17 protein-coding genes and 1 other annotated feature are annotated in these 15,447 nt (G+C 38.5%); all 17 genes read left to right on the forward strand.

Annotated features, from left to right (window positions below):
• Positions 1 to 11 precede the first annotated feature (11 nt).
• The 17 genes from ftsZ (at position 12) to ACVBAX_RS05320 (ending at position 15,431) form a co-directional block, all read left to right on the forward strand.
• A complete protein-coding gene (ftsZ, locus tag ACVBAX_RS05240; protein WP_430773840.1) occupies positions 12 to 1,157 on the forward strand; it encodes a cell division protein FtsZ in 1,146 nt (381 codons plus the stop codon).
• Between the two features lie 240 nt (positions 1,158 to 1,397).
• Positions 1,398 to 2,336, forward strand: a complete 939-nt coding sequence (gene spoIIGA, locus ACVBAX_RS05245) for a sigma-E processing peptidase SpoIIGA (protein ID WP_447116156.1) — start codon at positions 1,398 to 1,400, stop codon at positions 2,334 to 2,336.
• 44 nt (positions 2,337 to 2,380) lie between these two features.
• The gene (sigE, locus tag ACVBAX_RS05250; protein WP_066053008.1) at positions 2,381 to 3,100 is read left to right on the forward strand and encodes an RNA polymerase sporulation sigma factor SigE; all 720 of its coding nucleotides are present in this window, start codon (positions 2,381 to 2,383) and stop codon (positions 3,098 to 3,100) included.
• A 174-nt stretch (positions 3,101 to 3,274) separates the two neighbouring features.
• The gene (sigG, locus tag ACVBAX_RS05255; RefSeq protein WP_119707465.1) at positions 3,275 to 4,054 is read left to right on the forward strand and encodes an RNA polymerase sporulation sigma factor SigG; all 780 of its coding nucleotides are present in this window, start codon (positions 3,275 to 3,277) and stop codon (positions 4,052 to 4,054) included.
• A 99-nt stretch (positions 4,055 to 4,153) separates the two neighbouring features.
• Entirely contained in the window at positions 4,154 to 4,426 is a 273-nt protein-coding gene (locus ACVBAX_RS05260) for a YlmC/YmxH family sporulation protein (RefSeq protein ID WP_119707466.1), read from the forward strand.
• Between the two features lie 76 nt (positions 4,427 to 4,502).
• A complete protein-coding gene (gene pgeF / locus ACVBAX_RS05265) occupies positions 4,503 to 5,333 on the forward strand; it encodes a peptidoglycan editing factor PgeF (protein ID WP_447116157.1) in 831 nt (276 codons plus the stop codon).
• Entirely contained in the window at positions 5,330 to 6,004 is a 675-nt protein-coding gene (locus ACVBAX_RS05270) for a YggS family pyridoxal phosphate-dependent enzyme (protein ID WP_447116158.1), read from the forward strand. The genes pgeF and ACVBAX_RS05270 overlap by 4 nt, the downstream gene beginning before the upstream one ends.
• Positions 6,005 to 6,021: 17 nt before the next feature.
• Positions 6,022 to 6,474, forward strand: a complete 453-nt coding sequence (locus ACVBAX_RS05275) for a cell division protein SepF (protein WP_430773844.1) — start codon at positions 6,022 to 6,024, stop codon at positions 6,472 to 6,474.
• Positions 6,475 to 6,481: 7 nt separating this feature from the next.
• Positions 6,482 to 6,745: a YggT family protein gene (locus ACVBAX_RS05280; RefSeq protein WP_430773845.1), complete on the forward strand. Its 264-nt coding sequence runs from the start codon at positions 6,482 to 6,484 to the stop codon at positions 6,743 to 6,745.
• Between the two features lie 69 nt (positions 6,746 to 6,814).
• Positions 6,815 to 7,588, forward strand: a complete 774-nt coding sequence (locus tag ACVBAX_RS05285) for an RNA-binding protein (RefSeq protein ID WP_430773846.1) — start codon at positions 6,815 to 6,817, stop codon at positions 7,586 to 7,588.
• 92 nt (positions 7,589 to 7,680) lie between these two features.
• Complete coding sequence (locus ACVBAX_RS05290) at positions 7,681 to 8,205, forward strand: DivIVA domain-containing protein (protein WP_430773847.1); 525 nt, start codon at positions 7,681 to 7,683, stop codon at positions 8,203 to 8,205.
• A 46-nt stretch (positions 8,206 to 8,251) separates the two neighbouring features.
• Positions 8,252 to 8,488, forward strand: a binding site (T-box leader).
• An 88-nt stretch (positions 8,489 to 8,576) separates the two neighbouring features.
• Entirely contained in the window at positions 8,577 to 11,348 is a 2,772-nt protein-coding gene (ileS, locus tag ACVBAX_RS05295) for an isoleucine--tRNA ligase (RefSeq protein WP_447116159.1), read from the forward strand.
• Positions 11,349 to 11,523: 175 nt separating this feature from the next.
• On the forward strand, positions 11,524 to 11,808 hold the full coding sequence (locus ACVBAX_RS05300; RefSeq protein ID WP_430773849.1) for a hypothetical protein: 285 nt from the start codon (positions 11,524 to 11,526) through the stop codon (positions 11,806 to 11,808).
• Between the two features lie 82 nt (positions 11,809 to 11,890).
• Complete coding sequence (gene lspA / locus ACVBAX_RS05305) at positions 11,891 to 12,379, forward strand: signal peptidase II (protein WP_430773850.1); 489 nt, start codon at positions 11,891 to 11,893, stop codon at positions 12,377 to 12,379.
• A complete protein-coding gene (locus ACVBAX_RS05310; RefSeq protein ID WP_430773851.1) occupies positions 12,354 to 13,265 on the forward strand; it encodes an RluA family pseudouridine synthase in 912 nt (303 codons plus the stop codon). Before lspA ends, ACVBAX_RS05310 begins: the two co-directional genes overlap by 26 nt.
• A gap of 179 nt (positions 13,266 to 13,444) precedes the next feature.
• On the forward strand, positions 13,445 to 13,987 hold the full coding sequence (pyrR, locus tag ACVBAX_RS05315; RefSeq protein WP_119707477.1) for a bifunctional pyr operon transcriptional regulator/uracil phosphoribosyltransferase PyrR: 543 nt from the start codon (positions 13,445 to 13,447) through the stop codon (positions 13,985 to 13,987).
• Positions 13,988 to 14,129: 142 nt separating this feature from the next.
• Positions 14,130 to 15,431, forward strand: a complete 1,302-nt coding sequence (locus tag ACVBAX_RS05320; protein WP_430773852.1) for a solute carrier family 23 protein — start codon at positions 14,130 to 14,132, stop codon at positions 15,429 to 15,431.
• Positions 15,432 to 15,447: the final 16 nt, after the last annotated feature.

Consider the following 15,447-nt stretch of genomic DNA (forward strand, 5'->3'; position numbering starts at 1 on the left):
GAGGATACGTCATGTTGGAATTTGATACAAATTTAGACTCATTGGCAACTATAAAAGTAATCGGCGTTGGTGGAGGCGGAAATAATGCTGTTAATCGTATGATTGAGCATGGCGTCCAGGGTGTCGAGTTTATTGCTGTAAATACAGATGCTCAGGCATTGAATTTATCAAAAGCTGAAACTAGAATGCAAATTGGGGGAAAGCTTACTCGTGGACTTGGAGCAGGAGCAAACCCTGAAGTAGGAAAAAAAGCAGCTGAAGAAAGTAGAGAACAAATTGAAGAAGTGTTAGCTGGAGCGGATATGGTTTTCGTTACGGCTGGTATGGGTGGTGGAACTGGAACAGGAGCTGCACCAGTCATTGCTCAAATCGCCCGTGAGTTAGGTGCATTAACTGTAGGTGTTGTAACAAGACCATTTACGTTTGAAGGTAGAAAGCGTTCGACTCAAGCTCAAGGCGGAATCTCGTCTATGAAGGAAGCGGTTGATACACTTATTGTGATTCCAAACGATCGTCTTCTTGAAATTGTGGATAAAAGTACGCCAATGCTTGAAGCTTTCCGTGAGGCTGACAATGTTCTACGCCAAGGGGTTCAAGGTATTTCGGATCTAATTGCAACACCAGGTTTAATCAACTTAGACTTTGCAGATGTAAAGACAATTATGTCTAACAAAGGCTCAGCTCTTATGGGGATTGGTGTAGCTGCAGGAGAAAACCGAGCAACAGAAGCAGCGAAAAAAGCCATTTCTTCTCCACTGCTTGAGAAATCCATTGATGGAGCTCAAGGTGTGTTGATGAACATTACTGGTGGGTCAAATTTAAGCTTATATGAAGTACAAGAAGCAGCAGACATCGTCGCTTCAGCATCAGACCAAGAAGTGAATATGATCTTTGGTTCGGTAATCAATGATAACTTAAAGGATGAGATTGTTGTAACAGTAATTGCGACTGGATTCAACGAAGACATATCTCAACCAAAACCAACCAATCGTCCATCATTTGGGCAGCAAAAACAATCAGTAGCAACTACAAAGCCACAAAGAGAAATTATTCGTGAAGAGGAGTACAATGAACCTGTACGACCAACTACTTCACATAACAGTGACGATACGTTAGATATTCCTACTTTCTTACGTAATCGCAATAGAAGGCGATAGTTAACCCTATCTATACAAAAAGCAGAATTCGTCTAGAATTCTGCTTTTTATTTTGGTTTAAGAGGAAAATTGATTTTCCCAACCTGACATGAGAAATTTTGACAAAAAACGGAGGGATTTGTGAAAATCTCTTCTTTTTTGTGTACATAAAGTGACACACTTCCAACATCTATGTACGTTATACTTTTTCATAACAGAATAATAGATTGAAAAAGGAGAAACGAGCAAGGAGGAAAATCTTTGACACTATATTTAGATGTGATTTGGCTGCTAAATCTCCTTTTCGATACGTTACTTCTTTATTTAACTGCCATAATAGTAAAAAGAGAGTATAAGATTTGGAGACTGTTTTGTGGAGGACTCATAGGATCCTTCATTATTATATTAGCATTTACTCCTTTTCAGAATTATTCTGGTCATCCTATTGTGAAATTAGCATTTTCTCTAGTGATGGTTCTTGTTACCTTTGGATACAAAAGAGTACGGACCTTCATCCGTACGACGATGACCTTCTATTTCGTTACCTTTTTGGTAGGTGGAGCTCTTATTGGGGTTCATTATTTCATTCAGTTTGATAACCAATTGACCTCTTCTGTGTTAATAGGAAGTGTAAAGGGCTTTGGTGATCCGATTAGCTGGTTCTTTGTTCTCTTAGGCTTTCCGATTGCATGGCATTTCTCTAGATCAAATATTGAACAATTTGAAATGACGAAAATACAATTTGATCAAATGGTTTCTATTCATATTCAGATTGGAGAAAGTCAATTGACATGTAAAGGGCTTATAGACAGTGGAAATCAACTTTATGATCCTCTCACCAAAATGCCTGTCATGTTTGTTTCTGTCCATAACCAATTAGACATGATCCCTGAATCCATTAGGATACTCTCAAGTGAAAAGGATGAAATCATTTATGGATCCGCCTCTCTTCCAACTGAATGGGAAAATAAGCTCCGGATTATTCCATATAAAGTAGTTGGACAAGAGCATCAGCTTATTATTGCAATTAAGCCTGACCAACTGCAAATAGTGATGGAAGAAAAAATAATTCAAGTGGACAAAGGATTAGTTTCCTTTACAACCCAGCAGCTTTCCTCTGACGATGCGTTTCAATGTATTGTACATCCAAAGATGGTAACAGGTGTCGCAAAGGTGAAATCAGATGTATTGGTAAGCTAATAATACTATACTCAGAAAAACACAAATTAGAAGGAGGACAACTCATGAAAAGTATAAAACTTCGACTTTCTTATTACTGGTATAAATTATTAATTAAGCTAGGACTCAAGACAGATGAGGTCTTCTATATTGGTGGAAGTGAGGCCTTGCCTCCACCGTTATCAAAAGAAGAAGAGGAAGTGTTGCTTCAAAAGCTTCCAAGTGGGGATAAAGCAGCAAGGTCCATCCTTATAGAGAGAAATTTACGACTTGTCGTTTATATAGCTAGAAAGTTTGAAAATACAGGAATTAATATTGAGGATTTAATTAGTATTGGAACGATAGGTCTAATTAAGGCAGTTAACACGTTTAATCCTGAAAAGAAAATTAAGCTTGCTACATATGCATCTAGATGTATCGAAAATGAAATACTCATGTACTTACGGAGAAATAATAAAATTCGTTCAGAAGTTTCCTTTGATGAGCCCCTGAATATTGACTGGGACGGCAACGAGCTGTTATTGTCCGATGTATTAGGAACAGAAGAAGACATTATTACAAAAGACCTGGAAGCCAATGTTGATAAAAAGCTCTTATTAAAAGCATTGCACCAGCTGAATGACCGTGAAAAACAAATCATGGAGCTTAGATTCGGATTAGGTACCGGGGAAGAAAAAACCCAAAAAGACGTCGCAGATATGCTTGGTATATCACAATCATATATATCAAGGCTCGAAAAAAGAATTATAAAAAGACTGAAGAAAGAGTTTAATAAAATGGTTTAGGATAATTCTTCGTAGAAAGAAAAAATTTTTACGAGAAAATTATATGTGTAACGCCTGTCCTACAGACATTTATAGGAAATTCTTAGTATGCATGTCCATTTTGGATGTGCATATTTTTCCTTCTCGGGGAGATACTGTTTTTTGTACAGCAGCTCCTGTGAGGAGGGAAAAGAATTGACTCGTAATAAAGTTGAAATTTGCGGTGTTGATACATCTAAGTTACCAGTTTTGAAAAATGAAGAAATGCGATTGCTATTTAAAGAAATGCAAGCCGGGGATATAACAGCCCGAGAGAAGCTCGTGAATGGAAACTTACGTCTTGTGTTAAGTGTCATTCAGCGATTTAACAATCGTGGTGAGTTTGTTGATGACCTGTTTCAAGTTGGGTGTATCGGGTTGATGAAATCAATTGATAATTTTGACCTAGGTCAAAACGTAAAATTCTCTACTTATGCTGTTCCAATGATAATCGGAGAAATTCGACGATACTTAAGAGATAACAACCCAATTCGTGTATCCCGTTCTTTAAGGGATATTGCTTACAAGGCGTTACAAGTTCGAGAAAAACTAATGAGTGAGACGTCAAAGGAGCCAACTGCTGAAGAAATAGCAAAAGTACTAGATGTTTCTCATGAAGAAATTGTATTTGCTTTAGATGCCATTCAAGACCCCGTTTCGTTATTTGAGCCAATCTATAACGACGGTGGAGACCCAATCTATGTGATGGATCAATTGAGTGATGAACGTAACAAGGATGTTCAATGGATTGAAGAAATTGCTTTAAAAGAAGGTATGAGACGACTCAATGAAAGAGAAAAGCTCATTCTAAGAAAGCGCTTCTTCCAAGGGAAAACTCAAATGGAAGTCGCCGAAGAAATTGGAATCTCCCAAGCACAAGTATCAAGATTAGAAAAAGCTGCTATTAAACAAATGAATAAAAACATACAAACCTAAACTACCGATTCTTCTCGGTAGTTTTTTTGTATAAAACAATCATGAATAGTCCTCCCTTCTTCATATATTTAACTATCGAATAGTCGGGAGTGAAATGTGATGGTGAAAATTTCAGAATTTCAAATCAAAGATGTGGTCAATGTTGCAGATGGCAAAAAGTTAGGGAATATTAGTGATATAGAAATAAACTTATCAAACGGTAAAATTGAGGCCATTATTGTGAGTGGTAACGGACGGATGTTAGGCTTCTTTGGAAAAGAAGAAGAAATTATTATTTCATGGAGAAATATCCTTAAAATTGGTGAAGATGTCATATTAGTTCGTTACAGAGGAGTTAATGAAGGGCAATATGATGAAGCAGAGGCCAAGTAAGCCTGAATTCACTGGGAGTATACTACGAATTATGGTAAACTATAGAAAAATCAACAAACAATTGAGGTTTTTATAAATGGAACCATTTATTCTAAAAGAATCGTCTCATTTCATCATAAAAGATTGGACCGATCGTTTTGATGATCTTGTAGCGGGATTTACTACGAAAAACGGAGGACAAAGCAAAAACTCCTTTTCAACATTGAATATAGGATTTCATGTTGGGGATCTGGAAAGGGATGTTTGCTCAAATCGAGAAATCTTGTCAAAACGCACTGGTATCCCGTTAACTCATTGGGTTGGTGCCGAGCAGACGCATGATATACATGTAAAAAAAGTCTCGGTACATGACCGTGGGCTAGGTTCAAATTCATATGCCGATGCTTTCAGGGATACCGATGCTTTCTTTACCTATGATAAAAATCTGCTTTTAACATTGTGCTTTGCTGACTGTGTTCCGCTCTATTTTATTGCTCCCAAATACAAAGCAATTGCGATTGCTCATGCAGGGTGGAAAGGGACAGTAGGAGGGATCGCAAAAGAAGTGATAACTGTTTTTGAGGACGAAAAAATTCCAGTTTCGGAAATTTTCGCAGTAATTGGCCCCTCCATTTGCGAAAAATGTTATATTGTAGATGATAAAGTCATTTCACATGTGGAAAATTTAGTGGAAGATGTCGAAAAAAAACCATATAATCGTATCAAAGGTAATCAATACCACTTAAACCTAAAAGAGTTAAATAAACTCATTCTCCTCAAAGCAGGAATGAATGAGGCAAATATTCAGGTAACTGATTTATGTACGAGTTGTGATTCTGATTATTTTTTCTCCCACCGAAGAGACAAGGGGAAAACAGGTAGGATGATGAGTTTTATTGGTTGGAAGGAGGAGCAATCGAGAGAATGAAAGTTAGTGAAAATCTACGTATGCTCCAGGAAAAGATAAATGTAGCATGTCAAAGGAGCAAAAGATTCCCAGAGGAAGTAAAAATCATTGCTGTAACAAAATATGTAACGACAGAAAGAGCGTCAGAGGCATTAAAATCTGGGGTAACACATCTTGGTGAAAACCGTGATGAAGGCCTACTTGAAAAGTGGACCACTTTAGGGGACAAGCCTACCTGGCATTTTATCGGAACTCTTCAAACAAGAAAGGTAAAAAATATTATAGATAAAGTAGATTATATCCACTCTTTAGATCGTGAGTCTTTGGCAAAGGAGATTAATGCAAGAGCCGGAGAAAGAACGATTTCTTGCTTCGTACAGGTGAATGCCTCAGGCGAAGAATCAAAACATGGATTAACTCCAGAGATGGTGGTACCATTTATTAAGGAATTAAAAAAATTCCCGAAAATAAGAGTTGAAGGGCTAATGACGATGGCACCCTTTACTGAGGACGATACGATCATTAGACAATGCTTTCAGACGTTAAAAAAACTTCAAGTTGAAATTCAACATATTGCTTTACCTTATGCTCCATGTTTGGAGCTTTCGATGGGTATGTCTAATGATTTTGAAATTGCCATCGAAGAAGGGGCTACGATGATACGAATCGGCACCGCTTTAGTGGGCGAATAGTGTGGGAGGTGTAATGAATGAGTCTTAAATCAAAATTTAAAACATTCTTTTTCTTAGATGATGAATATGAGTATGAAGAAGAGGAGTACGAGGCTCCAGCAGCAAAGCCACAAAGACAACCGCAATCACAGCAGCAACAAAGTGTGTCTCCAAAACAGAATGTGGTAAGTTTGCAGAGTGTTCAAAAATCTTCAAAAGTAGTATTAATTGAACCTAGAGTGTATGCAGAAGCACAGGAAATTGCAGATCAATTAAAAAACCGTCGGGCGGTTGTTGTGAATTTACACAGAATTGAACGTGACCAAGCGAAACGGATTGTTGATTTTTTAAGTGGTACAGTGTATGCGATCGGTGGAGATATACAAAAGATTGGTGCAGAAATTTTCTTGTGTACTCCAGATAATGTGGAGGTTTCAGGCAATATCTCGCAACTTATTCAAGAAACAGAATACGAAGATACGAGGTGGTAATAGGTAAATGGATTTACTTCTATATATTTTGAGACAAGTGATTGAAATCTACTCTTGGGCATTGATTATTTATATTCTTATGTCGTGGTTTCCAAATGCAAGAGAAACCGCTATTGGGCAATTTTTAGCAAGAATTTGTGAACCGTATTTAGAGCCGTTCCGAAAAATTATTCCTCCGATCGGTGGAATGATTGATATTTCCCCGATTGTTGGTATTTTTGTTTTAAAATTAGCATCAACAGGCTTGTATACGTTATTTGGTTGGTTTTAGCTAAAAGGGGCATAATTGCCCCTTTTTTGCACTTTCATATCTTAATATTGGATTGGAGTTTGAATGAATATGGATTTGCATCAGCACTTCCGACGCGAAGAGCATAGTTTTGTCGATCAAGTAATGAGCTGGAAGGAACAGGTGGAAAGTAACTATGCTCCGAAGCTGACGGACTTTCTTGACCCGAGAGAGCAGAAAATTGTCGAGATCATTATTGGAGCGAATTCGGAGGTAAAGGTTCAATTTTTCGGTGGAGCAGAACAAGTGGAAAGAAAGAGAGCCTTCATTTATCCAGATTATTATTCTGTAGAGGTAGAGGATTTCCAAATTTCATTATATGAGCTAATCTACCCTAATAAGTTTGTATCTATAGAGCATCGGCAAATATTAGGCAGCATGATGTCGCTTGGATTAAAAAGAGGGAAATTTGGAGACATCCTTATAGAAGAGGAAACTATTCAACTCTTTGTCGCCAATGAAGTAAGCGATTATATATCCATGCAGCTGGAGTCGGTAGGACGTTCAAAAGTAAGTTTAAAAGAGCGGCGTCTGGACGAAGCCATTCAAATGAGGGAACAATGGAATGAGTACACGACCACCGTTTCTTCGCTAAGATTAGATACAATTATAGCTGCTGCTCATAATATTTCTCGTCAGAAATCTCAAACATTAATTGCAGGTGGAGTAGTGAAAATTAATTGGATGACCATTGAAAATCCTTCATTTGAATGTAAGGAAGACGATGTCTTATCGGTACGAGGATACGGAAGGGCAAAACTATCTTCCATCGATGGGAAAACAAAGAAAGATAAATGGCGAATTGTTGTAGAAAAACATCAATAATTTATAAAAAATTTGCAGGAATTTAAAAGTACTTGTCGAATATCTGTTACAATGAATAGTATATACTATTAAGCAATTGGAGGTGGCTTATAATGCCATTAACACCGTTAGACATACATAACAAGGAATTTACAAAAGGATTCCGTGGTTACGATGAAGATGAAGTAAATGAGTTCCTTGACCAAGTCATCAAGGACTACGAATTGATTATTCGAGAAAAGAAAGAACTGGATGAACGATTAAAAGATATGAATGAGCGTTTAACTCATTTTTCGAATATTGAAGAAACCTTAAATAAATCAATTGTTGTAGCTCAAGAAGCAGCGGAAGAGCTAAAGCGTAATTCTCAAAAAGAAGCTAAGCTAATTATTAGAGAAGCAGAGAAAAATGCGGATCGTATTGTAAATGAATCCCTTTCTAAAGCGCGTAAAATTGCTCTAGAAATTGAGGATTTGAAAAAGCAATCCAAAGTATTTAGAACGCGCTTTAAAATGCTTATTGAAGCTCAGCTTGATATGCTTAATAACGATGATTGGGATCATCTATTACAATACGAGCTTGATTCAGCAGAATTAAAATCTGCAAATTTAAAAGAAGAAGAAGATTCATTGGCTTGACGAAAAGCCGGTTCTTCGAATATAATTTTTTAACAAGTAAAAATTGTATGTTGCGATGACAGGGATAGTAGAATTTATCAATGCTTTTTCTAGCGAGTTAACAGTTGGTGGGAGGTTAACAAAAGCGATAAGTTTGAACATCACCCTTGAGTACCAAGCTGAACGTCCACTAGGAATAGTAAGCTTTGGCGTCTAAATTCACGTTACGAATTTTAGAGCGGATGGGTTTTTAGCCTATCTACTAGGGTGGTACCGCGGGAATACAAGCCTTCTCGTCCCTTTTTGGGATGAGAGGGCTTTTTTGTATTTATTTTTACTAATAACTGGTAACAATGTAGCTAGATGAGGAAGATTTAGGAGGAAGTTTAAAAATGGATTATAAAGATACGTTATTGATGCCGCAAACGGAATTCCCGATGCGTGGAAATTTGCCAAAGCGTGAGCCAGAGATTCAAGAAAAGTGGAACCAACTGGATATTTATTCTAGAGTTCAAGATCGTACGAAGGATCGTCCGATGTTTGTTCTTCACGATGGGCCTCCGTATGCAAATGGAGATATTCATATGGGGCACGCATTAAATAAAATCCTTAAAGACTTTATTGTGCGTTATAAGTCAATGAGTGGTTACAATGCTCCTTATGTTCCTGGTTGGGATACACACGGGCTGCCAATCGAGCAAGCATTAACCAATAAGGGTGTGAAACGCAAGGAACTTACAGTTGCAGAGTTTCGTAAGCTTTGTGAAGAGTATGCTTTAGGGCAAATTGATTCTCAGCGTACTCAGTTTAAGCGTTTAGGTGTTCGTGGAGATTGGGAGAATCCTTATATCACTCTTGATCCGGCATATGAAGCACAACAAATTAAGGTTTTTGGTGAAATGGCGAAGAAAGGCTATATCTATAAAGGATTAAAGCCGGTTTACTGGTCACCTTCAAGCGAATCAGCATTAGCAGAAGCGGAAATTGAGTACCAGGATAAAAAGTCAGCTTCCATTTATGTTGGCTTCCCTGTTCAAGATGGAAAGGGTGTGCTTGATGCGGATACGGAAATCGTTATCTGGACAACAACACCGTGGACTATTCCAGCAAACCTTGGAATTTCCGTTCATCCAACATTAAATTATGTTGTTGCTCAAGTAAATAATAAAAAGTACGTGGTGGCTGAAGAGCTTTTAGAAGCAGTCACAAAGGAAATTGGCTGGGAAGAAGTAACGGTAGTAAAGACAGTGAAAGGACAGGAGCTAGAACATGTTTTAGCGAAGCATCCTTTATATGAACGTACGTCTTTAGTGATGCTTGGGGAACATGTCACGACGGATGCGGGAACGGGTTGTGTTCATACGGCTCCAGGGCATGGGGAAGACGACTTCCATGTAGGTCAAAAATACGGTTTAGACGTTCTTTGTCCAGTTGATGATAAAGGAGTAATGACGAAGGAAGCAGTGGGCTTTGAAGGACTTTTCTATGATACAGCAAATAAGCCGATTACGGAAAAGCTTCAAGAAGTGGGTGCTTTATTAAAACTTACATTTATTACTCACTCTTATCCGCATGACTGGAGAACAAAGAAACCAGTTATCTTCCGTGCAACGGCACAGTGGTTTGCTTCAATTAAAGATTTCCGAGAAGACTTGTTGGAAGCTGTGAAAGAAACGAAGTGGGTTCCAGCTTGGGGAGAAACTCGTCTATTCAATATGGTACGTGACCGTGGAGATTGGTGTATTTCTCGTCAACGTGTATGGGGTGTTCCAATTCCTGTATTTTATGGCGAAGACGGAGAACCAATTATCACGGATGAAACCATTGAGCATGTATCCGGGTTATTCCGTGAAAATGGTTCAAATATTTGGTTTGAAAGAGAAGCTAAAGATCTGTTACCTGAAGGCTTTACACATCCATCAAGCCCGAATGGGAAATTTACAAAAGAAACGGATATTATGGACGTTTGGTTTGATTCTGGTTCTTCCCATCAAGCAGTTCTAGAAGAGAGAAGTGATTTACAAAGACCAGCGGATCTTTATCTCGAAGGATCTGACCAGTATCGTGGATGGTTTAACTCTTCATTATCTACAGGGGTAGCTGTAACAGGGAAGGCTCCATATAAGGGAGTACTAAGCCATGGTTTCGCTCTTGATGGTGAAGGTAGAAAGATGAGTAAATCAATTGGTAATGTGGTTGTTCCTGCTAAGGTAATGGATCAGCTTGGTGCAGATATTTTACGCTTATGGGTAGCATCAGTGGATTATCAATCAGATGTTCGTGTGTCTGACGCTATCCTAAAGCAAGTAGCTGAAGTATATCGTAAGATCCGTAACACATTCCGATTCCTGCTTGGAAATTTAGCAGACTTTAATCCTGCTACGGACAAAGTAGAATTTGATAAGCTTCGTGAAGTAGATCAATTCATGCTAGTGAAGCTAAACAAATTAATTAAATCCGTGACAAAGTCGTATGAAGAATACGAATTTGCAAGCATTTATCATGCAATCAATAACTTCTGTACGCTAGACCTAAGTGCATTCTACCTTGACTTTGCAAAGGACGTTCTATATATTGAGGCAAAGAGTCACTACGAGCGACGTGCAATCCAAACGGTTCTATATGAAAGCTTATTAGCGTTAACAAAATTATCAGCTCCAATTCTTTCTCACACGGCTGATGAGGTTTGGGTTTATATTCCTAATGTGGAAGAAGATAGCGTTCAATTAACCGATATGCCTTTACATGTTGACCTTCCTAATGCAAAGCAACTTGAAGAAAAATGGACGAAATTCATGAAGGTTCGTGATGATGTCCTAAAAGCTTTAGAAGAAGCACGTAATGCAAAGGTAATCGGGAAGTCATTAACAGCAAAAGTTAGCTTGTATCCAACAAAGGAAACAAAGGAACTATTACAATCTGTTAATGAAAACCTTCAACAATTATTTATTGTGTCTGGTTTCGAATTAGCTGGAGATATGGATACTGCGCCTGCGGAAGCTGTAAAGCTTGAAACAGCTGCTATTGTCGTATCAAAAGCTGAAGGAGAAACTTGTGAACGTTGCTGGACCGTAACAACTGAAGTTGGCAAAGTAGAGGATCACCCAACGCTTTGTCCACGTTGTGCAGACGTAGTAAAAGAAAACTACAGCCATCTTGTATAAAAAATGGAAGAACTCTCTGGATTTCCGGAGAGTTTTTCTAGTGTTTAGGGAATATGTATGAGTAATTATTCCACTTTCGTTAATGATTGTTTTCGTTGTTAAATGTTGTTCGTGTCGAAACGTGTCCATCGCGATATACTAACGGAAAACATCTGAAAACGGAGGTATGAACAAAATGGAAGCATTTGAACAAAAGCTCTATTTGGAACTCCGGAAATCGCGTACTGAATTAATGATGCAATTATCAAATTCGAAAGGATCTCCCTTAGTAAAACCGCTTATTGAGGAAGAATTAAGAGACATCAATAGTGCCATTCAAAAATTGGAGAATGGTACATTTGGCAGATGCGAAATATCAGGTGAAATATTACCTTATGAACTACTTCAAATGGTTCCAACCTTAAAAACGGTGGAGGACTGTGGAAAGCTTGATCAGTATTTATGTAAACCACTTTTTTAATCTGAAGGGTTTACTGTAGTTTTTATAGAGAATGTGCTAAAATGCAAAGGGAATATTAAGAGAAGGTTTGGAGGTTTCCTTTGTGTTTTATTACATAATCGCATTAATTGTCATAATTCTTGACCAATGGACCAAATGGTTAGTTGTGAAAAGAATGGAGCTTGGAGAAAGCATAACCGTTATAGAAAATTGGTTTTATATTACCTCCCACCGTAATAGAGGGGCTGCTTGGGGTATTTTACAAGGACAAATGTGGTTTTTTTACTTAATAACTGTTATTGTAATTGTCGGGATTGTTTATTATCTTCAAAAAGCAGCGAAAGGTAAAAGGCTTCTTGGGGTGGCTCTCGGGTTAATGCTAGGAGGAGCGATTGGTAATTTCTACGACCGAGTAGTACATAAAGAAGTAGTCGATTTTATCCATACGTATATTTTTAACTATAATTTCCCTATCTTTAATATTGCTGATTCAGCCTTAGTTATTGGAGTAGGTTTATTAATGATACAAATGTGGCAAGAAGAGCGACAATCTAAGGAGATAGCAAATGGACAAAGTAATACAAACAATTAATGAAGAGCATAAAGGCGAAAGACTGGATAAGGTCCTTTCAAGTGTAAACAGTGAATGGTCGAGGTCTCAAGTACAGCTATGGATGCAAGACGGGAACGTAGTTGTTAACGGACAAAAAGTAAAAAGCAGTTATAAATGTTCGGTTGGGGATGTAATAGAAATAAGTATTCCTGATCCAGAGGAGCTTGATGTGATTCCTGAGCCTATGGACCTTGAGATCTTTTATGAGGATAGTGATGTATTAGTTGTAAACAAGCCAAAGGGAATGGTGGTACACCCAGCACCAGGTCATACAACGGGAACACTTGTGAATGGATTAATGGCTCACTGTAAAGATCTGTCAGGCATCAATGGTGTGCTTCGACCAGGTATCGTCCATCGAATCGATAAGGACACTTCGGGGTTACTGATGGTTGCTAAAAATGATTTGGCTCACGAAAGCCTTGTAAATCAGCTCGTTGCAAAGTCTGTAACACGTAAATACCGTGCCATAGTTCATGGAGTCATTCCTCATGATTATGGGACAATTGATGCCCCGCTGGCAAGGGACCCTAAAGATCGTCAAAGTATGACTGTAGTGGATAATGGAAAGCATGCGGTTACGCATTTTCAAGTGATGGAGCGCTTTAAAGATTTTACTCTTGTTGAATGTCAGTTAGAAACAGGACGTACCCATCAAATCAGAGTCCATATGAAGTATATTGGTTATCCGCTAGCTGGTGATCCAAAATATGGTCCAAGAAAAACGCTAGATATAGGCGGACAAGCTCTGCATGCGGGTGTGTTAGGTTTTAATCACCCTCGAACCAATGAATACGTAGAATTCGAAGCACCATTACCAGAGTACTTTGTAGAGCTTCTTGAGTCTTTAAGAAATAATCGTTGACAAAGTTCTACATCTGTTTTATGATTTCTATAGTTGAATAAGTCCTTTAAAGACGGTCCTGTGAGGCTGAGAAGGAAACGGAGCTTGTATGGCATAAGTATGCCTACAAATGGAATTCGTGTACCCTCTAAGCCCTGGCCTAGAGGGTCTTTTTATGGAGAAATGAGGAGGGGAAGACCTTGTCACAAAAAGCAATTGTACTTGATGAACAAGCCATTAGAAGAGCATTGACAAGGGTTGCTCACGAAATTATTGAAAAAAATAAAGGTGTAGAACGAATTGTTCTCATTGGAATACGAACAAGAGGAATTTTTCTCGCTGAGCGTCTTGCTGCAAGAATAAAGGAAATTGAAGGCACAGAGGTTCCAGTAGGAGAATTAGATATCACTTTGTATCGGGACGATCTAACAAAGAAAACAAATGATCAGGAACCTCTAGTAAAGGGCTCAGATATCCCGCACGATATTACTAACAAAATTGTTATCCTAGTGGACGATGTATTATACACAGGAAGAACTGTACGCGCTGCGTTAGATGCACTAGTCGATATTGGAAGACCGGCTTCTGTACAGCTGGCAGTACTAGTAGACAGAGGACATAGAGAATTACCAATTCGAGCAGATTATGTTGGGAAAAACATCCCAACCTCTAGTTCGGAAAAGATTGTTGTTCAACTAGCAGAAGTTGACAAACATGATACAGTAAGTATACACGAAAAATAAATATAACCTTTTAAAAAAGCACAGAGAGGCTTTCAAGGGGAAATGTAGACTCGAGGGGTGAAATAGATACCTTGACCTGCAACTAGACCCTCTTGTGCAAAAGAGGGTTTTTATTTTAACTAACCAGAGGAGAGACACATACATGAATACCAAACCAATCCTAGATGTACACGAAACACCGAAACCAGTCCATTGGCTCACACTTAGCCTACAGCACTTATTCGCTATGTTTGGAGCTACCATATTAGTACCATTCTTAGTTGGACTTGATCCAGCAATTGCACTTATCTCCAGTGGTTTGGGAACGATCGCGTTCCTTATGATAACAAAATGGCAAGTACCAGCTTATTTAGGATCATCATTCGCATTCATTACACCAATTATTGCGGCAAAAGCAGCAGGTGGTCCAGCAGGAGCCATGATTGGAAGCTTCATTGCTGGTTTAGTGTATGGAATTGTTGCACTAATCATTAAAAAAGCAGGTTACCGTTGGATTATGAATCTCCTTCCTCCAATCGTAGTAGGACCAATCATTATTGTAATCGGGTTGGCTTTGGCAGGAACCGCAGTTAGTATGGCAATGAATAACCCGGCTGGAGAGTACAGTCTACTGCATTTCTCGGCGGCACTTGTAACTTTAGTAGCAACCATCATTTTCTCCATCTACGGAAAAGGAACATTGAGCATGATTCCAATACTTGCAGGTATCATTATCGGATATGTGTACTCATTAGTAGTAGGAATCGTTGACTTTGCTCCAGTAGCAGCAGCAAAATGGTTCGAAATGCCAAACTTCTTTGTACCGTTCGTAGATTATGAAGTAAAAGTAACACTTGACTTAGTATTATTAATGGCTCCAGTAGCCATCGTAACTTTATCAGAACATATTGGTCACCAGCTTGTATTAGGGAAAGTGGTGGGGCGTGATTATATTAAAAACCCTGGCTTACACCGTTCGATTTTAGGAGATGGAACAGCAACGATGATCTCTGCACTAATCGGTGGACCTCCGAAGACAACATATGGAGAAAACATCGGAGTATTAGCCATTACAAGAGTATATAGCGTATATGTACTTCTTGGAGCAGCAGTCGTTGCAACCGTATTTGGATTCATCGGTAAAGTAACAGCACTAATAAGTTCAATCCCAACTCCAGTAATGGGTGGAGTTTCCATCCTACTATTCGGAATAATCGCATCATCAGGATTACGTATGCTTGTTGATAGCAAAATCGACTTCGGAGACAAGCGAAACCTTGTAATTTCATCAGTAATCTTAGTGGTAGGTATTGGAGGAGCAGTAATTAAAGTATCAGAAGGGTTTGAAATTCATGGGATGGCATTAGCAGCGATCTTAGGGATACTGATTAATTTAATCCTTCCTGGTAGACCAGAAGCTGCCGAAGATATGTTTGAAAGTGATAATGAAAATGAAGTAGCATAGTTTCACCTTTTAAAAA

The organism is Robertmurraya sp. GLU-23 (assembly GCF_052983275.1).

Coding starts and splice junctions, on each gene's coding strand:
- ftsZ (WP_430773840.1), top strand. CDS start 12: ATGTTGGAATTTGATACAAATTTAGACTCATTGGCAACTATAAAAGTA.
- sigE (WP_066053008.1), top strand. CDS start 2,381: ATGAAAAGTATAAAACTTCGACTTTCTTATTACTGGTATAAATTATTA.
- ACVBAX_RS05260 (WP_119707466.1), top strand. CDS start 4,154: ATGGTGAAAATTTCAGAATTTCAAATCAAAGATGTGGTCAATGTTGCA.
- pgeF (WP_447116157.1), top strand. CDS start 4,503: ATGGAACCATTTATTCTAAAAGAATCGTCTCATTTCATCATAAAAGAT.
- ACVBAX_RS05270 (WP_447116158.1), top strand. CDS start 5,330: ATGAAAGTTAGTGAAAATCTACGTATGCTCCAGGAAAAGATAAATGTA.
- ACVBAX_RS05275 (WP_430773844.1), top strand. CDS start 6,022: ATGAGTCTTAAATCAAAATTTAAAACATTCTTTTTCTTAGATGATGAA.
- ACVBAX_RS05280 (WP_430773845.1), top strand. CDS start 6,482: ATGGATTTACTTCTATATATTTTGAGACAAGTGATTGAAATCTACTCT.
- ACVBAX_RS05285 (WP_430773846.1), top strand. CDS start 6,815: ATGGATTTGCATCAGCACTTCCGACGCGAAGAGCATAGTTTTGTCGAT.
- ACVBAX_RS05290 (WP_430773847.1), top strand. CDS start 7,681: ATGCCATTAACACCGTTAGACATACATAACAAGGAATTTACAAAAGGA.
- ileS (WP_447116159.1), top strand. CDS start 8,577: ATGGATTATAAAGATACGTTATTGATGCCGCAAACGGAATTCCCGATG.
- ACVBAX_RS05300 (WP_430773849.1), top strand. CDS start 11,524: ATGGAAGCATTTGAACAAAAGCTCTATTTGGAACTCCGGAAATCGCGT.
- ACVBAX_RS05310 (WP_430773851.1), top strand. CDS start 12,354: ATGGACAAAGTAATACAAACAATTAATGAAGAGCATAAAGGCGAAAGA.
- ACVBAX_RS05320 (WP_430773852.1), top strand. CDS start 14,130: ATGAATACCAAACCAATCCTAGATGTACACGAAACACCGAAACCAGTC.